Genomic DNA, 22,100 nt, shown 5'->3' on the forward strand with positions numbered 1-22,100 from the left:
CCCGCTTCACCGCTACGTTCCGTTGGAGGCGCAGACATGGTCGATGGAATCCGCGAAGAGGACGAGTCCGGCGGGCCGGGGGCAGCACCGGTGGCACGCCGAAGCCTCCTCAGGGCCGCAGGACTGGGTGCCGCCGTGGTGGGCCTGGGCGGCGCAGCCGCGCCCGCAACGGCCGCAGCCGCGGACCGGTCCGCGGCCCCCGCAGGTGCCACCCGTCGGCCGGACGCGCTGAACAGCGTGAACCTGTACTGCTCTGCGGACGCGGGCACCTACATGGGCGGCGGGACGGCCACCGTGCAGGTCACGGTCGGCAACTTCAGCAGCACCGCGGCCACCGGACCGGTGTCGCTGAAGGTCATCACCCCGTTCTACGCCAACGTCGCGGCGCTGCCGTCCGTCAGCGGTGGCACCTCCCGCTGGCTGTACCAGAACAGCGCGCCCGACGTGCCCTCCGTCATCCAGGTCTCGTTCAACGGCTTCCCGGCGAACACGGCCGTGACCGTGCCCGTCACCTTCACCCTGCTGTCCGGCGCCCCCAACATCCCCCCGATCGGCCGGGCGATCTTCACCACCGACGCGAGCAACACCACCGACATGGACAGCGATCTGACCCGCAACGTGTGGGAGTTCGGCTTCGTCCGCTCCAGCCTGGCCGCCCCGCCCCCCGGCAACGCCAACCTCTACTTCACCTCCCCCCAGCTCCCCCTGATCGCCGGAGGTCCGTCGGCCGAGATCCCGTTCCACTTCTACAACGGCGCCGGCACCCTGTTCGACGGCACCCAGAGCCCCGCGAACTTCACCTTCTCCACCCCCTTCTACACCCAGGTCCCCACCGCGGGCCGCCCGCCCGGCCTCACCGCGCTGTACGAGAACAACGACCCCGCCATCCCCTCCGTCTACCGGCTCTCCGTCCCGCCGGGGCTCGGCTCCCTCGGGCCGCAGACCCCGGCCAGCATCGGCATCCCCTACCTGATGCAGAGCGGCGGCCCGAGGGAGTACACCGTCTCCTCCGCCATGATCACCCCCACCGGCAGCGACACCCAGGGCGACCTCACCATCGCCCACCACCACTTCGGCATGGTCTCCGTCATCAACACCGCCGTGTAGCCCGGTCGGACCACCGGCACTGCTCCTGGTGTCCTGCGCCGGATCTCCGGCGCAGGACACCGGCGCTCAGAGCCCACCGCCACCGCCGGCCGGACGGACGTCGAGGAGCTGCGCCGCCGGCCGCCGCAAGCGCGGTGTCCACCAGTTGAGTTCGCCGAGCAGGCGCATGGTGGCGGGGACGAGCAGCATGCGCACCACGGTGGCGTCGACGGCCACGGCCACCAGGACACCGAGGGCGATCTCCTTCACGGTGACGACGGGGCTGGTCGCGAAGGCCGCGGCGACCAGCACGATCAGGGCCGCCGCGGCCGAGATCAGCCCGCCGGTGCGCCCGAGGCCGGTCACCACGGCGCTCGCGTTGTCCATGCCGCCGCGGTGGAGCTCGCGGATCTGCGCGATCAGGAAGAGTTCGTAGTCGACGGAGAGCGCGAAGACGAACATCAGCATGATGGCGGCCTCCAACGCGCCGACGTACCCGGTGGGTTGAAGGCCCAGCAGCCGGGCGCCGTGGCCTTCCTGGACGGTCCAGGTGACGGCCGCGAAGGCGATGCCAAGGGACATCGTCGTGGTGATGACCGCCTTGAGCGGGACCAGCAGCGACCGGAAGGCCAGGAAGAGCAGGCCGAGCGTGACCACCAGCAGGTATCCGACCAGCGCCGGGAGCCTGGCCTTCAGCGTGTCCAGGACGTCGGCGTTGGCCGCGGCCGGTCCGCCGACCAGGACGCGACCGCCGTCGGGCGGGTCGAGCGCCCGCACAGCGCGCACCAGCTGCTCGGCGGCGGAGGCGTCCGGAGCCTCGTCGGTGGCGACGGTCAGCAGCGCGCTGTGCGCGGTGCTGACGCGCAGCCGGACGTCCTGGGCGCCCGGAAGTGCGGCGAGCCGCTGCTGCCAGTGAGCCAGTGCGGCCTTGCCCGGCTCGCCGCCGATGTCGTCCCGCAGGAGGGCGACGACCTGGAGTTGGTCGAGCCCGGCCGCCGGGAAGTCCTCGTGCAGCAGCTCATGTGCTCTGCGGCTGGCCGCCCCGGCGGGCAGGGTCCGCTGGTCGCTCGCGGCGAGGTGCAGGCCGACGACCGGGACGCTCAGCACGGCGATCACCGCGACGGCGGCGGTGAGCCAGGCCCACGGGTGCGTGACGGCGCTCCGGCCGAGCCGGTACCAGAATCCCGTCTCCTCGCCCTCCGCCCAGGCGCGTCCGAGACCGGCCCGCCCGAAGCCCGGCAGCCGCACGCACCCGGCCTCGACGCGCGGGCCGAGCACGGCCAGCACGGCGGGCAGCATGGTGAGGCTGGCGGCGCCGGCCAGTGCGACGGTGACGGCGGCGCCGATGCCGAGGGAGCGGGTGATGGGGAAGGGGAGCAGGGTCAGGCCCAGGACGGCGAGCGAGATGGCCGTCGCGGAGTAGAGCACGGTGTGCCCGGCGGTGGCCATGGTGGCGGCCACGGCCCGGTGCGGGTCGCCCCGGTGGCGCAGCTCGCGCCGGAAGCGGACGACGACGAACAGGGCGTAGTCGACGGACAGCCCGAGAGCGATCATGACGACGACGTTGCGGGTGACGTAGCTGACCGGCACGAGTGGGGCGAGCATGCGCAACACCGCGAAGGACAGCGTGAGGCTCGCCCCGGCCACGGCCAGCGGCAGCAGGGCTGCGGCGAGGCTTCCGAAGAAGAGCAGCAGCAGCAGGAACAGCAGGGGGAAGACGTAGAGCTCGGCGCGGGTGAGGTCGTCGTCGACGGTGCGGTCCACGTCGGCCTGGAGCGGTACCTGCCCGGCGTAGGAGACGGTGAGTCCGTCGGCGTGCAGCAGCCGGCGCAGCCGCTCGTAGGAGGCGGTCTTGGCCTGGTCGCCGGTGCCGGCCAGTCCGACGACCACGCAGGCCGCGTGCCCGTCGTCGGAGAGGAGTTCCCGCTTGCCGGTGTTCCAGTAGTGCTGGGCACCCGTCAGCACGGATCTGGGCACGTCGGCGAGCGCGGTGCGCACGGCTTCGCCGAACTCCAGGTCGTCCACGGCGAGGGTCTCGCTGCGGAAGACCACGACCGTGCCGGCGCCACCCGCGGTGTAGTGGTGCTCGATGGCTTCGATCGCCCGGCCGGACTCGGCCCCGGGGTTGGTGAAGCCGCCGTGGGACAGCCGCGCGGGCAGCCCGGCCCCGACGACCGCGGCGACGGCCAGCAGCAGGGCCGTGGTCCACAGCACCGCCCAGCGGTGGCGGGCGACGAGTGCGCCGAGCCGGGCCCCGGTGCCGTCGGGCGGCGCCGGGGCGGCTCGGACCACGCCCGTCCGGGGGTCAGTCCCGGCGCAGGGCGAGGACGACATTGTGGCCTCCAAAGCCGAAGGAGTGGCTGACCGCCGCGTCGATGCGCTGCCGGCGCGCCGTCCCGGTGACGCAGTCGATGTCGAACTCGGCGATGTCGGGGGTGAGGTTGGCGACCGGCGGTACCAGCCCGCGCTCGATGGTCAGCACGGTGAGCGCCGCCTCGATCGCGCCGGCCGCGCCGAGGCTGTGGCCGAGCACGCCCTTGGGGGCGGTGACGCTGGGCTGGTGCGGCAGGGCTCGGGCGATCAGGCCGGCTTCGGCGGCGTCGTTGAGCGGGGTGGAGGTGCCGTGGGCGTTGACGTGGCCGATGTCGCCGGCGTCCAGGCCCGCGCTGCGCAGCGCCGTCCGCAGCGCCTGTTCCGCACCGGCGGCGCCCTGGGGCGGCGCGGTCGGGTGGTGGGCGTCGTTGCTGGCGCCGTGTCCGGCGAGCACGGCGCGCGCCCGGGCGCCGCGCGCCTTCGCGTCCGCGGCGCGCTCCAGGACGAGCACGGCGGCGCCCTCGGCCAGGACGAAGCCGTCCCGGTCGGCGGCGAACGGCCGGGAGGCGCCCGGTACGTCGTGCCCGCGCGCCGACAGGGTGCCCATCCGGTGGAACCCGGTCGCCACCAGCGGGCTGAGGGCGGCTTCGGCGCCACCGGCCAGGACGATGTCGCAGGACCCGGCGACCAGCAGGTCGTGGGCGATGGCCAGCGCCGTGGCACCGGAGGCGCAGGCGGTGGCGCAGGCGAGCGTGGGGCCGCGCGCGCCGAACTCCTGGGCCACCTCGCCGACGGCCATGTTGCCGATGACCATCGGGATCACCGTCGGCGAGACGTGGGCCGGCCCGCGCTGGTGGAGCCGGCGCAGCTGGTCCTCCCAGTGCGGCGCGCCGCCGAAGCCCACCCCGAGCACGACGGCGACCCTGGCGCCGTCCCACCCGCCGGTGTCCAGCCCCGCGTTCTGGACGGCCTCCCGGGCCGCGAGCAGCGCGAGCTTGCTGAACCGTCCGATCCGCCAGGCCTTCTTGCGTCCGACCGCCGTGTCCAGGTCCATGGCGGGGACGCGGCAGGAGAACGTCACCGGGGCGGCGTCGAGGTCCGGGTCCGGTGACGCGGTGGGTGTGCCGGCGCAGACCCGCTGCCAGGTCTCCTCGGTGCCGACCCCGGCCGGGGTGACGAGCCCCAGGCCGGTGACGGCGATCTCGGGGCGGTTCACGCGACGGGTTCGGTCGCGTCGCCGAGTCGGGCCTGGACGATCCGGGCGACGTCGATGAGCGTGCTCTGTCGGTCGGCGTCCTCCTGGCTGATCAGGATGCCGAACTCGTCCTGGAGCACGAAGGCGAACTCGGCCAGCGCGAGCGAGTCGACGTCCATCTCCTCGAACGTGGCGTCGGGGCTGATGGCGTCGGCGGATACGCCGAACCGCTCGACGAGCAGGGTCTGGGCGGTGTCGCAGACGTCGTCCACGGAGAGCGTCGTGTCCATGGTCGTTCCTTTCCGGAGTGTGAGGGGGCGGGCTCAGCCGCCGGTGGTGCGGTGGTGGCGGGTCAGCTCGGCCATGGCGTGGTCGAACGTGGTGGGCGGCTCGAAGCCGAGGTCGCGCCGGGCCGCCGTGAGGTCGAACCAGTGCGGCCGGGTGAGCTGGTGGAGCAGGAACCGGCTGAGGCCGTGGTGGGTGTGGTGGCGGAGCACCGTCGTGGTGGCGTCGGCCAGTACGGCGGCGGCCAGGGCGACGGGGTAGGGCACCGGGCGCCAGCTCGCGCGGCGTCCGGCTGCGGTGAGGAGCCTGGCCACCACCTCGCGCAGGGGTCGCGGTTCACCCTGGGCGATGAAGTAGGCCCGCCCGGCCGCCGGGTGGCCCGGTCGCAGCCGGTCCAGCGCGAGCAGGTGGGCGTGGGCCGCCGTGGAGAGGTGGCAGGTGTCGACGAGGTTGGTGCCGCGGCCCGGCATCAGCAGTCGCCCGGTTCCGGTCGCCCGCAGCAGGGCGGGCAGGAAGTGCGGGTCGCCGGGCCCCCAGATCAGGTGGGGCCGCAGCACCGTGGTGGCCAGGTCCGGGCCGTTGGCGGCGAGGACGGCCGCCTCGGCCTCGGCCTTGGTGCGGGGGTAGGCGGCCGAGTGGTGCCGGGGCCCGGGCAGGGACTCGTCCGCTCCCGTGACGCCCTCGGGGGTGAAGGCCACGCTCGCGGTGGAGGTATAGACCAGTTGGCGGATGCCGAGGGCGCGGCAGGCGGTCAGCACGTACCGGGTGCCGTCCACGTTGACCGCGCGGTACGGCCGCTCGGGGCCCCGGACGCCGGCCAGGGCCGCGTTGTGGATCACCGCCTCGCACCCGGCGAGGGCCCGCCGGACGGTACGCGGGTCGGCGATGTCGCCCAGGTGCTGGCGGACCCCGAGCCGCTCCAGCTCCGGGCTCCGGCGGCGGTTCAGCGAGACCACCTCGTCGCCGCGCCCGGTGAGGCGGCGGCACAGCTCCAGGCCGAGGAAGCCGCTGCCCCCGGTGACCAGGACCCTCATCGCCCGCCTCCCAGCACGCCGCCCGGGCGTCGTCGGCTCAGCCGGCGGCGGGCCCAGCGGGCGAGGCGGTCGCGGTCGACGCGCGAGTTGTGCCTCGGGTCGGTGGGCAGCCGGCGGTGGAGCAGGACGGCGGCGATCCGGTGGCCGCCCGGCACCGCCGACAGGGCGTGCCGAAGCCCCTGGAGGACGGCCGTCGCCGAGTTGGCCGCCGATGGCGCCAACTCCACGCAGAGCACCGGCCGTTGACGGCCGGCGGGCCCGAGGCCGATCAGCGCGGTCCGGCCGATGCCGGGCACCGCGTCGGCGATCCGCTCGACCACGGCGGTGTCGAGTGCGAACCCGGCTCCGTGCACCCGGTGCGCGGAGCGCCCGAGGAACCACAGCCGGCCGCTCTCGTCGAGCCAGCCGAGATCGCCGGTGCGGTGCAGCAGGTCCTCGCCGGCGCCGACCTTGGCGGCCGCGTTCGCTCCCGGGCGAGCGTGGTAGGCCCGACTGACCTGCGGGCCGCCGACCGTGATCTCTCCGTAACTCCCTTGTGGAACCGGCCGGTTGTATGACACGGGGCCGACCGGCACCAGGATGTGGGCCGCGATGCCGGGGACCGGGCGGCCCAGGCAGACCCCGCGGTGGGCGTGCCCCGGTTCCGCGTGCGCGGCGGCCAGTTCGGTGCTGTCGATCACGCTGACCGGCAGGCACTCGGTGGCGCCGTACGCGCTGAGCAGCGTCGCCTCCTCCGGCAGCGCCCGGCGCAGCGCACGCACCAGCCGCTCGGACGGCGGGGCGCCGAAGGAACAGGCCAGCCGCACCGGGGCGAGCGACAGTCGGCCGTGCTCGCACTCCCCGGCCAGGGCCCGCAGCACCGCCGGGGAGGCGCACACCACCGAGGTGAAGTGTTCGGTGACGGCGCGCGCCAGATCGGCGCCCCGGGTGCGGGCCGGTCTGAGGTGGTTCACGGCCGGGACGACGGTGGTGGCGCCCGTGGCGGGCCCGAACAGGGCGAAGGGCAGGAACCCGGCGAGCAGTACCTCCCCCGGGCCCAGACCCAGCAGCCCGGCGATCGAGCGGACCTGGGCGGCCAGCTGCCGGTGCTCGTACTCCACGCCCTTGGGCGCTCCGGTGGAGCCGGAGGTGAAGGCGATCAGCGCGAGCGAGGCCGCGGGCGGCGGGCTCGGCCACGGCGGCTCCGGCTGGTCGGGCTCCGGCCTGGGCGCGCGCGGTCGACGGCCCGTGAGCAGCGAGACGGTGACGTACGGGCGGGCCCAGCCGAGCAGCAGCCGGGCCAGCTGGGCGAGCGGGTCGCCGATGAACACCTCGGGCCGCGTCTCGTCCAGACAGGCCCGCAGCGCCGGACGGGGCAGCGCCGGGTCGATCAGCACCGGCACCGCACCGAGGGCGAGCAGCCCGTACACGGTGGTCACCAGGTCGTACGGGTCGCGGGCCATCACCACGGCCTTCTGCCCGGCGCCGACGCCCGCCTCGCGCAGTTCACGGATGCGCGCCCGGCAGGCGGCCTCCAGCGTCGCGAAGTCGACGGTGTGCCAACGGCCGCGCGGAGCGGGCCAGACGAGCGCGGTGCGGTCCGGCTGCAGGCCGGCCCAACCGACCAGGTGGGCGGCGAGCGTCTCCGGCCAGGCGTCCCGCTCCTCGGTCGCCCCGGGGACCGCGCTCACCACCGCAGGGCCATGACGCCGAGGCTGGTACCGCTAGCCAGGCCGAGGATCCCCACCAGGTCGCCCTCGTGCAGCCGGCCCTGCTCCTGCGCGAGTGCCAGCTGCAGCGGGATGGTGGCGGTGGCGACGTTGCCGTAGTCGGGAAAGGTGGAGATCACCGCCTCGGCGGGGATGCCCGCAGCGGAGCAGAGGTCGCGGGCCATGGCCACCGAGGGCTGGTGGACGCAGAACAGCGCGCAGTCGGCCACGGAATCGATCAGTTCGCCCGCGGCCTTGAAGGCCTGTTCCCGCAGCTCCGCGAAGGAGGCCGTCAACGCGGAGTCGTCGACCTCCAGCTCGTGCATCCGGCCGGTGGCGTACGGGCTGCGCAGTACCGCACTCGGCCACGCGGCCGAGTTGGCGAAGAAGCGGCTGCCGAGGATGCCGGGCCGTTCGCTCGCCTCCACCAGCACGGCCGCCCCCATGTCGCCCAGCGTGAGACTGGCCAGTGCCGATGCGAGCCGGCCGCGGTCCGGAACGCGCCAGCGGGTGATCCGGCTGGGTGTCTCCCCGGTGACCACCAGCACCCGCCGGTAGGAGCCGAGCCTGACCAGCGCGTCCACGCTCTCCAACGCGCTGAGCACGCCGTTGCAGGCATTCATCAGGTCGAAGACCGGTGCCGTGACACCGAGTTTGGCGGCCACCACGTTCGCGGTCGCCGGCTCGTCGAGGTCTTTGTTGATCCCGGTGTAGACCAGCAGGTCGATCGCTTCGGGCGGGAGGCCGGCGTCGCGCAGGACGGCGGCAGCCGCCCGGGCCGCCAGGTCCGAGGGCAGTTCCCCCGGCGCGGCCACGCACCGCTCGCGCAGCCCGAACATGTGCTCCAGCAGTCCCGCCGGCAGCGCGGCCCCGGGGCTCTGCCGGCGCAGCTCCTCCTCGATCTCGCGGGAACTCTGACGGGCCTCGGGGACATGGACCCGCACGAGGCTGATCCTGCTGTGGGGCGAGGGCATGGGTACCTCTCCGTGATGGTTCGTCATCGCGTGGACAGGAAGCGCCGGAGCGGCCCGGTCAGGGACTCGCCGGCGTCCTCCAGGACGAAGTGGCCCGCGTCGGCGAAGGCGTGCACCTCGGCGTGCGGGAGCCTGCGCCGCCACTCCCGCAGGACGAGCGGTGTGAACACCGGGTCGCGCAGGCCCCAGCCGATGAACGCCGGCAGCCCGGCGAGGTCGGCGCTGTCGCCGCCGGGATCGACCAGGGACCAGGCGGGGTCCGCGCCGCTGCGCGGGATCTGCCGCAGGAAGTCCCGCACCGCCCTGCGCTGCCACGCGCTGCGGTACGGCCGCAGGTAGGCGGAGCGGACTTCGGCGGGCAGCGGCCGGACCACCCCGGCCCGCAGCGCCGCCCGGGGGAAGACGTTCAGCAGGTGCGCCGCCTCACCGAGCGGCCGGACGTCGCGCAGCAGGGCCAGCGATCGCGGCAGCCGGTAGCCCTCGGGCCAGCGGAAACCCACGCTGTTCAGCACGACCAGCTTCGTGACCAACCCGGGGTGCCGCCTCGCCCAGGCCAGACCGATCGGCCCTCCCCAGTCGTGCACCGCCAGGGTCCAGCCCGCCGACGGCGCCCGGCGCTGCTCGATCAGGTGGGCCGCCAGCGCGTCGAGGTGCTCCAGCCGCTCCGCGAGCGGAATCGGACCGGTACCGGTCCTGCGCTGGGAGAACCCCATGCCCAGCTGGTCCGGCACGACACAGCGGAAATCCCCGGCCAGCGCGGTGATCAGACGCCGCCACAGATATCCCCACGTCGGATTGCCGTGCAGCATGAGCACGACGTCGCCGGATCCGTGGTCGACGTAGTGCAATCCGGATTCCTCCTCTCGCCGCCAGTACTCCCTACCCGGAAAGCCGGGCAGGAGGGGTCGACTGGGCAGCATGGGGTTCTCCCCTTGTCCGTCGGGCGGCCCGACGGGCCAGCGCTGAAAAGGTCTGCCGCAGAACGTAACCCGACGCCGGGGGAAGACCCGGCAAGCACGCGCCGGTATCCCCCGACTGCCCGATAGTAAAGATTGTTCACGATCTTCAGTAGCAAAAAGACAACGCTCAGAGGAGTTCGATCGCTGCACTGCGACAGTCGGATCAATATCGCACCGTAAAGGCGAATCCAGCCCTGCTCGGATCGCACGGAGCCCCACTGGTGGTGATTCTGACAGCAGTAGTTCGCACCTAAACAAAGGAGGACATTATGGGCGATCAGCCCACTGCCCAGGGCGCACCGTCCGGACCGCGCACCAGGCGCCCCTCGGTCCGGCGCTGGCGGCTCGCCACCGTCCCACTCGCCCTGGTCGCCACGGCCGCCGGTGCCGGCCTACTCTTCCAGCAGGCCGCCCCCACCCCGGCCGCCGCCAGCGAGTCCGCCGGCCACCGCGACACGCTCCTGACCAAGCTCACCTGCTCCGGGCAGGCCGTCGGCAGCAGCAGCGCGCCGATCACGAACACCCCCGCAACCGTGTCCCTCTCCTGGGTCGGCACGTTCGACGAGTGCTTCGCCGAGAACGGCGGGCCCACGGACGTCCTGTCGGCGACGTTGACCTTCGCCGGCACCGGCACGCTCTCGTGTTCCTCCCCCAGTACGTTCAGCGGCACCGAGACCATCACCTGGTACAGCGGACTGAACCAGACCGGCAGCGTCGTCGGAACCTCCACCGTGACCACCAACGGCGCACAGGACGTCGAAGGCGACCCCGCGCGCGGGGACATCCTCAACTCGAGCGACGGCACGGTGTCCCTCGGCAGCAAGGTCCTACCGCTCGCCGGCGTCCTCGCCACCTTCGAGCCCACCAGCGACATCAGCCACTGCTCCAACGGCCTGAGCAGCCTCACCGCGAAGCACGACGCCCAGTTCTCCAGCCTCCTCTGACCCCCTCAGCCGCCCGACTTCACAGAACAGGAACACCATGCCTTCGCACTCCTGGGACTCCGACCCCGTGCCGACGCGGGAAGCAGCGTCGTCCAGGCCCCACCGGTGGCGCCTGGCCGCCGTCCCGCTCGCCCTGGCCGCGGTGGCCGCCACCTCGGCCGTGCTCCTCCAGCATCCCGCCCCCGCCTCGGCCGCCGACACGCCGGTCGTGACCGACGGGGCCAACGGGGTCGCCGAAACCCGGGCCAACCCCCTGCTCCGGCTCATGTGCTCCGCGGAGGGTACGGTCAACAGCACCCAGCCGATCACGGACACCCCCGCTGCGGTCGACCTGTCCATGAACAACGGCGCCATCGACAAGTGCCTGACGAAGAACGGCGGCCCCGCCCTGTCCGCCGGATCGGTCTCCGTCACCGGGTCGGCGACCCTCTCCTGCAAGCAGGTCGGCCAGCTCACCGGCACCATCGTCGTCGACTGGGTCGACGCGAACGGCAACCCGGCCGGCACCTCCACCATCAACACCTCGGGCATGCAACGCGTCGAGGGCGACCCCTCGAAGAACCAGATCGCCAACAGCCTGAATGGCACGGTGACCCTCGGCAGCACCGTCCTGCCCGGCGCCACCGTCACCGGCACCCTCTACCCCGGGGCCGACATCACGGACTGCGACAGCGGGACCATCAGCAGCCTCCCGGAAAGTCGAATGGTCATGCGCTTCAACCTCTGAGGCTCCCTCGACACCCGGCCGGGGCGCGGCACCTGCCGCGTCCCGGCCTCGGACGATCCGGGCCAGAGGCCTCGCCCCACCCTGGTCTCCGGTGGGAGCGGCCCCGCGTCAGCTCGGAGAACCGGACCAGATGACGTCCTTGCGCAGCCGCCCGAGACCGTAGTCGAACTGGGCGGAGAACCGGTCGGCCGCGCTGCCCGGCAGGGCGTACGCCGTCAGACCGGTGGCCTCCTCGCCCGGGGCCAGCGAGCCCTTGAGGATCTTCATCCGTCCGCTTCCGTCGATCAGCGTGAAGACGAGGTTGCCCTTGGCGTCCCTGATGGTGGGCAGCCCCGACCCGTCGAGCGAGGCCTCCTCCGACCCGGTGTTGACGACGGTGATCCGCACCTGGATGATCTTGGCGTTCTTGGGGGTGTCCGACACGCTGTCGCTCGGAACGTACGGCGTCGGCGCGGCCATCGTGACCTTCAGCCCGTCCCCGTACGTGTAGGACTGGCCGAACGACAGACGCCGGGCCCGCTCGTCCGCGGCCACCGTCTCCTGCTCGGCCTCGACCCTCTTCCGCTCGGCCTCGATCCGCTCCCGCTCCTTCGCCACCCGCTCGTTGGCGGCCCGGGTCGCGGCATCGGCACGGGCGCGCGCGGCGTTCTCATCCGCCCGCCGCTCCTCGTTGGCCGCCTGCACCCGCGTCACGACGAACACCCCGGCGCCGACCGAGACCAGCAGGCCGGTGATGCCCAGGATCACGCCCGCGAGCGCCATCGCCCGGTTGGTCGCCAGGCCCTTGCGGACGTAGCCCAGCCCGATGGCGCCGAAGACCACGGCGAGCAGGGCCGGCAGCCAGGACAGCCAGAAGAAGATGACGGCCAGGCTGAGGACGCCACCGACGATCCCGAGCACCATGGCCGCGGTGCCCAGGCCGTTGCGGGGCTGCGGCGCCGGCATCGGGTACGCGTACGGCGGCCAGTACGGGACGTTCGGAACCACGACAGGGGGCGCGGCAGCGGTGGCGGCGGGCGCCGTGGCCTCGCCCTGACCCTCACCCGGGCTCGGTGCCGCCCATGCGTTGGTGTCGGCCGGCTCCTCGGCGGACTGCGGGCTGTCGGGCGGGGCAGGAACGGTCATGCAAAATCCTTCAAGCACTTGAGATGATGAGCGGCTGTTCAGCCTCGACGCCAAAGGATCTCCTGATCCCCCGACGACAGCGACCCGATTTCCGCGAAGCGACCACCACCCCAGGCCGAACCCGCACGTCGACCCCCTGGGACGGGACACCGACGGGGTCGGCGGGTGATCAACATACAGGTGCCCGGTGACAGCTCCGACGTCGCGGTCCAAGCTCAAGCGAGCAACTGTTCAAGCCACCTGAAAGGGGAACACCCGCCATGGCCATCAGGACCGCACTCGTCACCGGAACCAGCCGCCCGGCCGGACTCGGCTTCGCCGTCGCCCGCGAACTCGCCGAACAGGGCTACCACGTCGTCCTCACCGCCCGCGACCACTCCACGGCAGAGCCGCTGGCCGACCGACTGCGCCGGGACGGGCACGCGGCCACCGCCCTGCGCCTGGACCTGTCCGACCACTCCAGCATCCACGAAGCGGCCGACCACCTCACCCAGGCCTTCGGCCACCTCGACGTCCTGGTCAACAACGCCAGCGCCATGCCCGACTTCCAGGTCCTGTCCGCGATGGAAGCCGACATGGATGCGGTGCGCACCGCACTGGAAGTCACCGTGATCGGCCCGTGGGCCCTGACCCAGGCGATGCTGCCTCTGCTGACCGCCGCGCCCGCAGCCCGGATCGTGAACGTCTCAAGCCTGTCCGCCCAGCAGATCGCGACCGGCCTCGACCTCGGCGCGTCGCTGCGCGCCCCGGCCTACTCGATGGCCAAGTACATGCTCAACGCCCTGACCACGGTGCTCGCCCGGGACCTGGCGCACACCCCGATCCTCGTCAACGCCGTCGACCCCGGCAACACCGCCACCCACCCCGAACGCGGCGACGACGCAACCGACCGCCCGGCCGCCGAAAGCGCCCGCGACATCGTCCGAGCCGCCACCCTCGGCGCCGACGGGCCCACCGGACAGCTGTTCAGCGACGGAAAGCTCGTTGCCTGACGCCACGTTCAAGCCGCGCCCACGGTGGTCTCCCCGCAGTGGCCTCTCCGCGCCGGGCGACAACGTGCACCCAATCCCCGGCCTCAGTCGCTTCAGTCCCTGCCACCGCCCTGACCTGCGTAAATACGCAGCGACCGAAGGGACCGGACAGACCGTGGAAGCCGACAGTCGCTCGGCCCGCCCTGGACGACTCCAGCCGCGAGTGCCCGAACACCAGGCCCCTGAGCCAAGACAGTCAGAGCCCGAGTGGAGTCGGTTCAGGGGGCCGTCGAGGGAACGAGGTGGTCGAGTCCCTGCGCGCTGCCCGTCGCGGCCTCGATCGAGCGCGGCAGCATGATGCTCTCGTAGGCGCGGACGGCGTCGTCGACGCCGGGTTCGGTGGCGAGGGCGTGGGCGAGGTCGGAGCCGTCGAGCATGGCGAGATTGGCGCCCAGTCCGACCGGGGGCATCAGGTGCGCGGCATCGCCGAGCAGCGTGACGCCGGGAACGCGCTGCCAGGTGTGCGGGGCGGGCAGGACGAACAGGGGCCGGCTGACGAACCCGCTGTCGCTGTTGCGCAGGACGTAGCGCAGGCTCTCGTCCCAGCCGTCGAACGTCCTCAGCAGGTGCGTCCGCACGGCCCGTTGGTCGCCGAGGTCGATACCGGCGGCCGTGTGCCAGTCCTCCGGCACGCGCAGCGCGATGTAGACGCGGATGTGGCCGTTGCTGTTGCGCTGGGCGACCAGGGACCTGCCGGCGCCCTTCACCAGCATCGAACCGTTGCCGACCAGCCGCGCCAGGTCGGGGTGGCGGGTGTCGCAGTGGTCGAATCCGGTCTCGACGAAGGTGACACCGGTGTAGCCGGGTACGGCGGGCGACAGGGCCGGGCGGACGCGCGACCAGGCGCCGTCGGCACCGACCACCAGGTCGAAGTCCTCGACGGTGCCGTCACCGAAGCGCAGCCGGCAGGTGCCGTCCGTCAGCGGGGTGACCCCGCTGACGGCGCGGTCCCATCGCACCGTGCCCTCGGCGATCGAGTCCAGGAGCAGGCCGCGCAGTTGGCCGCGGTCGATCTCCGGCCGGCCACCGTCGGCGGAAGGCCCCTGCTGCGCCACGAGCGCGGCGGTGGCGAAGTCGAGCACGCGCCATGCGTCTCCTTCGGGGCGGGCGAGGGCGTGGAACCGGTCGAGGAGCCCCGCCGCGCGCAGGGCGGCCTGGCCGGTGTCGGCGTGCAGGTCGAGGGTGCCGCCCTGCGGGCGGGCGTCGGCGGATGCCTCGCGCTCGAAGACGGTGACGGAGCGGCCGTGCTGCTGCAGGACCCGGGCGCAGGTGAGGCCGCCGAGGCCGGCGCCGACGATCGCGATGCGGGGATCGCGGGGACGGCGGAGACGGCGGGGATCGCGGGCAGAGTTCATGGGAGTACCCCTCGGGGAGGTGGGTGGGCCACTGGGAGGCCTGACATCACCAAGAAAGCACACTCGCTAAATAAGCGCAACGACTAAACTTTTGCAGCGGATGCACTTCGCCGATATGGTGGGCACGTGACCGAACCGACCGGGCGCCGCGAGCGCAAGAAGGCCCAGACCCGCCAGTCCCTGGCCGACGCCGCACTCGACCTCTTCCTCGAACACGGCTACGACCAGGTCGGCGTCAAGGACGTCGCCGAGGCCGCCGACGTCTCGGTGACCACCCTGTTCAAGCACTTCTCCGGCAAGGAAGCCCTGGTCTTCGACCAGGAGGACGACATCGAAGCAGCACTCGTCGCCGCCGTCCACGAACGCACCCCCGGCACGTCGATCCCGCAGGCGCTGCGCGAGCACCTCCTGCTGGCGCAGACCCAGTTCGCCGTCCACACCGCGGACCCGCGGTTCGCCGACTTCACGCGCATGGTGCAGGAGACCCCCGCGCTGCGCGACTACGCCCACCGCATGTGGACGCGCCACGAAACCGCCCTGGCACGAGCCATCGCCGAGGCCGTCGCCGCCCCCGAGGACGACGTCGGCTGCGCCGCCCTCGCCCGTTTCGCCCTTGAGGCCCGCGGCCTCATCCTGCGCCACCCTGAACCGCGCCGAGCCGCCGACGAGGCCTTCGCCTTGCTCGAACACGGCTGGGCAGCCTCCCACCCGGGCACCTGACCCGGCCGCGCCGCCTCTCGCCCTATGCCGCGACGCCGAGTTCCTTGCCGGTCCGCCGGAGGAACTCGACGACCTGCGGCTCGCGGCGCCACGGGGTGAGCGCGGTGTTGAACTCGCGGACGTAGTCCTTGGCCCGGCTGGACTGGACGCGGGCGAGGATGTCGACGGCCTGGTGGCCGAGCGCGAGGCCCTGGTCCAGGTGCTTGCTCTGGAGGTGGGCGGTGCCGACGATGGCCAGCCGCATCCCGACCGAGCGGGTGAACACCCCGGGCGGCATGGCGGCGGCCTGCGCGTTCCACGCGAGGGCGGCCTCGGGGTTCTTCAGGTCGCGGAAGATCTCGGCGGCGTCGGCCGAGAGCCGGGCGTGGTGGTAGAAGTCGATCCACGCCGGCTCCTCGGCGCCGTCGCGGGCCTGGTCGAGCAGGCTCTCGGAGGCGGCGAGCGCGGCGGAGGCGGCCCGGGCGTCGTCGTCCCGGGCGTGGGCCCGGGCCTCGATGAGCTTGGTGAACGCGAGCACCCTGGGGGCCGCCCGGCCCTTGGCCCGCTCGAAGGCGCCCTGGGCCATGTCGACGGCCTCGCCGGCGAATCCCCTCAGCAGGGTCTGCATCGCCATCGTGGTCAGGACATAGCAGCCGAGCTGGACGTCGCCGCCGGCCCGGGCCAGGCGGAGGGCCTGGATGAAGTGCCGTTGAGCGACGTCGTGTCGGCCGGCGTCGAAGGCCGTCCAGCCCGCCAGGCGGGACAACTCGGCCGTCGCGGAGAACAGTTGGCGGCCGACCTCGTCGTCGAAGGAGCCGTTCAGGAGCGGGGCGGCGCGTTCCCGGAGGCAGGCGGTGACGGAGTCGGCCTTCCAGTTCCCGCCGCCGTACCTGGAGTCCCAGCGCCGGGCGTCGTCGGCGGCGTCCCGCAGTTCGGCGAGGTCGGCGGCGCCGACCCGGCCGCGGCCGCGGTGGGCGGCGGTGTCGTCGGCGGGGGTGACCAGCCAGCGGGTGACCGGGGTGGTGAACGCGGAGACGGCGAAGCCCGCACCGGTGAGGAAGTCTCGGCGGTTCACGCTGCTCCAGAACGAAGTGGCCGTGCGCACGGCCTCGGCGGGGTCCCTCGGGAAATCCCACCCCATCGCGGCGTCCGGCGTCCCGGCATCGGCCATACCGATCTCGCCGAGTTCCACGGGCCGACCGAGCCGCTCGCCGATCGCCCGGGCCAGCAGCTTCGGCACGGGCCAGTCCGGCACCATGCCCCGCGCCGTCCAGTTCGCAACGGACGTGTGCGTATAGGTCGTGGTCAGCCCGGCTTCGTGGGCGAGCTGGTTCACCCGGCGGGCCAGCGATTTGTGGCTGGCGCCCTCGCACTTGTCGATCATCCGGGCCAGCGCGTCGTTCGGCGGCTTGGTCCGGCGGGTGGTCGACGCCACGGCGCCCCCCTCGATCGGTCCCCGCACGGGCGCGGGGAGTCGTCCGCGACCGGCCACGAGAAGTCGCAGGCCCGGCACCTGAGGCCGGATCACCGAGGGTAGGACATTCGTTGCTCACGGTGAATCGGATGCGCGATTTGTGAGCCCCCTTGCGAGCCCTGCCCGCAGCGGCTGCCAGGCGGTTGCCTGGTGTTCCGGGCCTCCGCCGGGGCCTGGGAAGCCTCCTACCGGCAGGGCCACCACCGATTCACGCGCAAGGGTGACAACCAGATGTGCGGAATCGCAGGACCGGCCGGCGCGGACGCCGCCCGCCCCTTCGAAAGGACACGTTCGTGAAGCTCACCGTGATCGGCTGCGGCTACCTCGGCGCGACCCACGCCGCCGCGATGGCCGAGCTCGGCCACCAGGTCCTCGGCATGGACACCGACACCGACAAGGTCGACGCGCTGAACAAGGGCCAGGCCCCGTTCGTCGAGCGCGGCCTGGACGACCTGCTCGCCAAGCACACCGCCACCGGACGGCTCCGTTTCACCGCCTCCTACGCGGAGGCCGCCGACTTCGCCGACGTCCACTTCCTGGGCGTCAGCACCCCGCAGCGGGACGGCAGCGGCGCCTACGACCTCACCCACCTCCACACCGCCGTCCGGAGCCTGGCCCCCAGGCTCGGCGACGGCGCGGTGATCATCGGCAAATCGACCGTCCCGGTCGGCACGGTCACGGGGCTGCGGCAGACCCTGGACGAGCACCTCCGCGCCGGGGTGAGCGTCGGCCTGGCCTGGTCGCCGGAGTTCCTGCGCGAGTCATTCGCCCTCCTGGACACCCTGGAGCCGACCCGGATCGTGCTCGGCGTCGAGGACGGCGACACCGGCAGCGAAGCCGCCTTCCGGCGGGTCTACGCCGACATCCTGGCCGCCGGCTCCCCGCTGATCGTCACCGGCATCGCGACGGCCGAGCTGATCAAGGGCGCCGCGAACGCCTTCCTCGCCACCAAGATCTCCTTCATCAACGCGATGGCCGAGCTCTGCGAGCTGACCGGCGCCGACGTCCGGCAGATCGTCCTCGCCCTGGGCCACGACCACCGGATCGGCGCCGAGGGCATGCGGCCCGGCCTCGGGTTCGGCGGCGGCTGCCTGCCCAAGGACCTGGCCGGGTTCACCTACCGCGCCGAAGAACTCGGCGCCGACACCGGCCTGCTCCGCCAGGTCGCGGCGATCAACCGGCGCCGGCGCGAGCACACCGTCGAACTCGCCCGCGAAGCCCTCGGCAACGCCGTGACCGGCAAGCGGATCGCGGTCTGGGGCGCCGCGTTCAAGGCCCACACCGACGACATCCGCGACTCCCCGGCCCTGGCCGTCGCCGACGCCCTCCGGCGGGCCGGCGCCGAGGTCACCGTCCACGACCCCGCCGCCGTGGACAACGCCCGCAGGGCCTACCCCCGGCTCGACTACGCCGACGACCCCACCCAGGCCGTCACCGGCGCCGAACTGCTGCTGCACCTGACCGACTGGCCCCAGTACTCCGACGCCGACCCGGCCGACCTCGCCCGACACATCGCCGTCCCCCAGGTCATCGACGCCCGCGGCACCCTCGACGCCGCTCGCTGGCGCGCGGCCGGCTGGACCTTCCGCGCCCTCGGCCGCCCCTGACCCGCGCGGATGACCCGCACGGAGCCCCGGCAGCCCCGGCAGCCACGTCGATCCCGTCCGGCTCCGTGCCTGCCCCACCCCTGCGGTTGCCCCCGGGGCCTGCGTCGTCCGTGCCGCCCGGGTCCGCCCTTCTCCGTGCCCTGACGGTCCGGGGCCACCAGAGTGCCGGTGGACACGGGCGCCTATGATCGGCCGGGGGCGGATCCGCCCGTTCGCGCACCACCCGCCGGATGCCACCGTCGGGGCCGGTCCACGGGAACGGATCACGGAACGGGCCACGGGGGCGGATCGAGGGGTGGGGCACGGAGGGCTTTCCGGTCCGGCTGCCGCCCTGCGGACGGGGCTCCCCCACGGAGGGCCGCGGTACCGGCCTCGCCGCCCGACCCACGACACGCACCCCGGCCGGCCCACCGCACCGCCGACCCGAATGGAGACCGATGTCCGAGATAACCGCCGAGGAGCCGCGTCAGAGCACGGCCGACCCGACGGTCCTGATTCTGGCCGCGATGGCGGCGGTGATGGCCGCGCTCTCGGTCCGCATCCTGATGCTGGACAACGAGTCGACGGACTTCTACTACTTCCTCGGGCCCTGGTACCAGTACATCGCGAACAACGGCGGGTTCCACGCTCTCAGCGGCACCGGTTTCTCGGACTACAACGTCCCCTACCTGTACCTGATGGCCGCGCTCACCTACCTTCCGGTGGCCGCGCTGACGGGGATCAAGTGCATCTCGATCCTGTTCGACCTGGCGCTGGCGTACTACACGTTCCGCATCGTCTCCCTACGGTCACCGCAGCAGCCCTGGCGGGCCCTCGGCGCGGCGGTGATCGTCCTCTTCCTCCCCACCGTCGTGACCAACAGCGGCTGGTGGGGCCAGGCCGACGCGATCTTCACGACCTTCCTGGTCGGCGGCGTCTACCACATCCTGCGCGACCGGCCCTGGTGGGCCTGCTCGTTCTTCGGGATCGCGCTGGCGTTCAAGCTCCAGGCGATCTTCCTGTTCCCGCTCCTGCTCGTCCTGGTGCTGGCGCGACGGATCCCGTGGCGAAGCCTGCTGGCCCTTCCGGCGGTGTACGTGGCGCTCGACATCCCCGCCATGCTGCTCGGCTCCGACCCGTGGCAGCTGCTGACGGTGTACGCCCGGCAGCCGGACACGTACAAGGACCTCACGCTCAACGCGCCGTCGGTCTACCAGTTCGTCTCGGTGCCGTACGAGGAGCAGGACCCCGTACGGCACGCAGGTGTGCTGGTCGCGGGCGCGCTGGTGCTGGTGCTGATCGGGCTGGCGGTCTGGGCCATCCGCCGCGCCGGCGGGGCAGCGGCGCTGAAGAACGGGGACGGGCGGGAGGCACCGGCGGTACAGGAGGGGCGGCCCAAGCTCACCGACACGGGGCTCCTGCTGCTGGCCGCCGTCTTCGCGATCGCGGTGCCGTTCCTGCTGCCGTCCATGCACGAGCGCTACTTCTACGTGGCGGACGTGATCAGCGTGATCATCGCCTTCCAACTGCCCCGGCGGCTCTGGTACGTGCCGGTCCTGGTCCAGTTGTCGTCCTTCGGCAGTTACCTCAAGTTCATCGCCCCCAGCGTGTCGCCGTACCTGTCGATGCCGGCCCACGGCGTGCTGATGCTGCTGGCGCTGATAGTCGTACTCCGGGCCAGCATCGGGGAGTTCCGGCGCTCGTGGACTCCGGGCGACCGCGAACCGGCCCCGGAGGCGGCGGCGCTGACCGCGTAGGTTCGCCGGAGCGCCCGGTCACCCGCCTTCGGGCAGCGGCCTTCCTCCCCGGCGGAGGCTCCCGCGGAATGATGGGCCCCTCTCGCGTCAAGCGTGGTTGGCGCGAGAGGGGCCCATCGTGCCGTGGCGGCACGGGAGTTGACTACGAGCGCTCTACCCTTGGGGTCATGAAGCAGCAGTACGTCACCATGGCCCTCGCAGGCCTCCTGATCGGAATCCTCGCGTTCGGCGCCGGCTGGTACACGGCCCGTGCCCGGGAGACCGCTCCGGCCCCGACCTACATCACGGTCACGCCGGAGCCGGTCACCGCGGGCACGATCTCCCCTCCCGCCTCGGCCGGTGCCCGGTAGGGCTACTGACGAACCGCCCAGAAACGGTCGGCCGCGTTGTCGAAGCCGACCGACGCGGACAGGGACTCCGGCGGCTCCTTCCAGAGCATCTGCCACTGGCCGTCGCCCGGGTCGTTGTCCACGATCACCTCCAGGCCGCGGGCGGTGTTGACCCAGCTACTGGTCTGGTCGCGGAACCCGTAGTCGGCGAAGTACACCGGCTTGTCCTCGTGGAAGAGGTTGAACTGCAGCCTCCTGCCACCCCAGTTCTTGTCCGCTTGACATCCTCGCCCGCCTAGTGGAAGGCGATTCCCGTCTGACTCGCCGTTGTCGAGCGAGACTTCGGGTGGGTTCCTGCTTCACCACGCTGTGCCGGAACACGCTCCGGTCTTACCTGCGCTCCACAGGCTGACACCGCCAGTCCAGCGGCCCTGGCGACGTTGACCGCCGCGTTGATGTCCCGATCGAGGACGGTCCCGCAGGCCCCGCACGTCCATACGCGGACGCCGAGGGGCTTGGGGCCGTCCTTGACGCCGCAATTCGAGCAGACCTGCGAGGTCGGTTCGAAGCGGCCTATACGGTGAAAGGCCCGCCCGTACCGGGCGGCCTTGTATTCCAGCATGGCGACGAACGCCGACCATCCAGCGTCGTGCACGGACTTGGCCATGCGAGTGCGGGCAAGTCCCTTGACCGCCAGGTCTTCCACGGCGACCGCTTGGTTCTCGCGGATCAACTCGATGGAGAGCCGATGGTGGAACTCGCGCCGCGCATCGGCCACCCGGCCATGAGCGCGAGCGACCTTAACACGGGCCTTGTCCCGGTTCTTCGACCCCTTCGCCTTGCGACTCAGAGCCTGCTGCGCACGCTTCAGCTTCTTCTCCGCGCGGCGCAGGAACTTCGGGCTGTCGATCTTCCGACCGTCCGAGAGTACGGCGAAGTGGGTGAGGCCCAGGTCGATGCCCACCGTGGTGTCAGCCCGAGGCATCCGCTCAAGGTCGGCGGCGGGATCGGTCTCGACCACGAACGACGCGAAGTACCGCCCGGCGGCGTCCTTGACCACGGTGACCGTGGACGGCGCTGACGGCAGCGACCGCGACCACTTCACCCGAACCTCACCGATCTTCGGCAGGCGCAGCTTCCTGCCGCCGGTGATGCTCCACCCGGCATTGGCGGTGAAGCGGATCGCCTGCCTGTTATCCCTACGGGACTTGAACCGGGGTGGCCCCGTCTTCGGCCGCTTGCCCTTGATGCCATCGAAGAAATTCCGATATGCGGTGTCCAGGTCCCGCAGCGACTGTTGCAGGATCACCGACGACACCTCACCGAGCCAGGCACGCTCGGGAGTCTTCTTCGAGGCCGTCAGCCGCTTGGACAGCTCGGCCGACGTGACGAACGGCAGACCGGCGGCCCGGGTGTCCTCACGTACACGAAGCGCGTCGTTGAAGACCACTCGCGCACACCCGAACGCCCTTGCCAGCGAAGCGCGCTGACCGGCGCTCGGGTACAGGCGGAAGCCGTACCGAAGCTGCACGACGGCCA

At 72.5% G+C, this 22,100-nt stretch carries 20 protein-coding genes; 8 read left to right on the plus strand and 12 right to left on the minus strand.

Translation table 11 applies throughout. The features are described 5' to 3' along the window. The first annotated feature begins 36 nt into the window (after positions 1 to 36). Complete coding sequence (locus tag A6F73_RS32935) at positions 37 to 1,107, plus strand: hypothetical protein (RefSeq protein WP_159398661.1); 1,071 nt, start codon at positions 37 to 39, stop codon at positions 1,105 to 1,107. Positions 1,108 to 1,173: 66 nt separating this feature from the next. Here the strand turns inward: A6F73_RS32935 and A6F73_RS32940 are convergent, their stop codons facing one another. The 7 genes from A6F73_RS32940 to A6F73_RS32970 are packed head-to-tail and all read right to left on the minus strand — an operon-like array spanning position 1,174 to position 9,423. Then, positions 1,174 to 3,378: an MMPL family transporter gene (locus A6F73_RS32940; protein WP_159398662.1), complete on the minus strand. Its 2,205-nt coding sequence runs from the start codon at positions 3,376 to 3,378 to the stop codon at positions 1,174 to 1,176. 13 nt (positions 3,379 to 3,391) lie between these two features. Continuing rightward, positions 3,392 to 4,615: a beta-ketoacyl-[acyl-carrier-protein] synthase family protein gene (locus A6F73_RS32945; protein WP_063352033.1), complete on the minus strand. Its 1,224-nt coding sequence runs from the start codon at positions 4,613 to 4,615 to the stop codon at positions 3,392 to 3,394. Beyond that, positions 4,612 to 4,884 (minus strand): phosphopantetheine-binding protein, encoded by a 273-nt coding sequence (locus tag A6F73_RS32950; RefSeq protein ID WP_079136475.1) that lies wholly within the window; start codon positions 4,882 to 4,884, stop codon positions 4,612 to 4,614. The genes A6F73_RS32945 and A6F73_RS32950 overlap by 4 nt, the downstream gene beginning before the upstream one ends. 33 nt (positions 4,885 to 4,917) lie before the next feature. Then, positions 4,918 to 5,913, minus strand: coding sequence for an NAD-dependent epimerase/dehydratase family protein (locus A6F73_RS32955; RefSeq protein ID WP_063352034.1), 996 nt, complete (start codon positions 5,911 to 5,913; stop codon positions 4,918 to 4,920). Continuing rightward, positions 5,910 to 7,583, minus strand: coding sequence for an AMP-binding protein (locus tag A6F73_RS32960; RefSeq protein WP_063352716.1), 1,674 nt, complete (start codon positions 7,581 to 7,583; stop codon positions 5,910 to 5,912). The genes A6F73_RS32955 and A6F73_RS32960 overlap by 4 nt, the downstream gene beginning before the upstream one ends. Next, complete coding sequence (locus A6F73_RS32965; protein WP_063352035.1) at positions 7,580 to 8,575, minus strand: 3-oxoacyl-[acyl-carrier-protein] synthase III C-terminal domain-containing protein; 996 nt, start codon at positions 8,573 to 8,575, stop codon at positions 7,580 to 7,582. Before A6F73_RS32965 ends, A6F73_RS32960 begins: the two co-directional genes overlap by 4 nt. A 23-nt stretch (positions 8,576 to 8,598) precedes the next feature. Beyond that, positions 8,599 to 9,423 carry an alpha/beta fold hydrolase gene (locus A6F73_RS32970; protein ID WP_244293791.1) on the minus strand — a complete coding sequence of 275 codons (825 nt, stop codon included), beginning with the start codon at positions 9,421 to 9,423 and terminating at the stop codon, positions 8,599 to 8,601. Between the two features lie 380 nt (positions 9,424 to 9,803). Between A6F73_RS32970 and A6F73_RS32975 the strand changes: the two genes are divergently transcribed. Together A6F73_RS32975 and A6F73_RS32980 are read left to right on the plus strand one after the other, a co-directional pair. Continuing rightward, positions 9,804 to 10,478, plus strand: a complete 675-nt coding sequence (locus tag A6F73_RS32975; RefSeq protein ID WP_063352037.1) for a hypothetical protein — start codon at positions 9,804 to 9,806, stop codon at positions 10,476 to 10,478. 37 nt (positions 10,479 to 10,515) lie between these two features. After that, complete coding sequence (locus A6F73_RS32980) at positions 10,516 to 11,205, plus strand: hypothetical protein (protein ID WP_063352038.1); 690 nt, start codon at positions 10,516 to 10,518, stop codon at positions 11,203 to 11,205. A 108-nt stretch (positions 11,206 to 11,313) separates the two neighbouring features. On the opposite strand, the gene A6F73_RS32985 is transcribed toward A6F73_RS32980, so the two are convergent. Then, on the minus strand, positions 11,314 to 12,330 hold the full coding sequence (locus A6F73_RS32985) for a DUF4190 domain-containing protein (protein ID WP_063352039.1): 1,017 nt from the start codon (positions 12,328 to 12,330) through the stop codon (positions 11,314 to 11,316). Between the two features lie 260 nt (positions 12,331 to 12,590). On the opposite strand from A6F73_RS32985, the gene A6F73_RS32990 reads away from it, so the two are divergent. Next, positions 12,591 to 13,322: an SDR family NAD(P)-dependent oxidoreductase gene (locus tag A6F73_RS32990; RefSeq protein ID WP_063352040.1), complete on the plus strand. Its 732-nt coding sequence runs from the start codon at positions 12,591 to 12,593 to the stop codon at positions 13,320 to 13,322. 257 nt (positions 13,323 to 13,579) lie between these two features. Here A6F73_RS32990 and A6F73_RS32995 read toward each other — a convergent pair whose 3' ends face one another. Continuing rightward, positions 13,580 to 14,716 (minus strand): NAD(P)/FAD-dependent oxidoreductase, encoded by a 1,137-nt coding sequence (locus A6F73_RS32995; RefSeq protein ID WP_063352041.1) that lies wholly within the window; start codon positions 14,714 to 14,716, stop codon positions 13,580 to 13,582. Between the two features lie 126 nt (positions 14,717 to 14,842). Between A6F73_RS32995 and A6F73_RS33000 the strand changes: the two genes are divergently transcribed. Then, positions 14,843 to 15,436, plus strand: a complete 594-nt coding sequence (locus tag A6F73_RS33000) for a TetR/AcrR family transcriptional regulator (protein WP_063352042.1) — start codon at positions 14,843 to 14,845, stop codon at positions 15,434 to 15,436. A 22-nt stretch (positions 15,437 to 15,458) separates the two neighbouring features. On the opposite strand, the gene A6F73_RS33005 is transcribed toward A6F73_RS33000, so the two are convergent. Continuing rightward, positions 15,459 to 16,850: a sporulation protein gene (locus tag A6F73_RS33005; RefSeq protein WP_107453136.1), complete on the minus strand. Its 1,392-nt coding sequence runs from the start codon at positions 16,848 to 16,850 to the stop codon at positions 15,459 to 15,461. A gap of 332 nt (positions 16,851 to 17,182) precedes the next feature. On the opposite strand from A6F73_RS33005, the gene A6F73_RS33010 reads away from it, so the two are divergent. The 3 genes from A6F73_RS33010 to A6F73_RS33020 all read left to right on the plus strand — a co-directional run bounded on the left by A6F73_RS33010 (position 17,183) and on the right by A6F73_RS33020 (position 20,582). Next, complete coding sequence (locus tag A6F73_RS33010; protein ID WP_063352043.1) at positions 17,183 to 18,496, plus strand: UDP-glucose/GDP-mannose dehydrogenase family protein; 1,314 nt, start codon at positions 17,183 to 17,185, stop codon at positions 18,494 to 18,496. Positions 18,497 to 18,933: 437 nt separating this feature from the next. Then, the gene (locus A6F73_RS33015) at positions 18,934 to 20,232 is read left to right on the plus strand and encodes a glycosyltransferase 87 family protein (protein ID WP_063352044.1); all 1,299 of its coding nucleotides are present in this window, start codon (positions 18,934 to 18,936) and stop codon (positions 20,230 to 20,232) included. A gap of 167 nt (positions 20,233 to 20,399) precedes the next feature. Continuing rightward, entirely contained in the window at positions 20,400 to 20,582 is a 183-nt protein-coding gene (locus A6F73_RS33020) for a hypothetical protein (RefSeq protein ID WP_063352045.1), read from the plus strand. 2 nt (positions 20,583 to 20,584) lie between these two features. On the opposite strand, the gene A6F73_RS33025 is transcribed toward A6F73_RS33020, so the two are convergent. Together A6F73_RS33025 and A6F73_RS33030 are read right to left on the minus strand one after the other, a co-directional pair. After that, complete coding sequence (locus A6F73_RS33025) at positions 20,585 to 20,779, minus strand: hypothetical protein (RefSeq protein WP_063352046.1); 195 nt, start codon at positions 20,777 to 20,779, stop codon at positions 20,585 to 20,587. A gap of 77 nt (positions 20,780 to 20,856) precedes the next feature. Beyond that, a complete protein-coding gene (locus tag A6F73_RS33030; RefSeq protein ID WP_063352718.1) occupies positions 20,857 to 22,092 on the minus strand; it encodes an RNA-guided endonuclease TnpB family protein in 1,236 nt (411 codons plus the stop codon). Positions 22,093 to 22,100: the final 8 nt, after the last annotated feature.

This window comes from Streptomyces sp. MJM8645, assembly GCF_001625365.1.
Taxonomy (GTDB): domain Bacteria; phylum Actinomycetota; class Actinomycetes; order Streptomycetales; family Streptomycetaceae; genus Kitasatospora.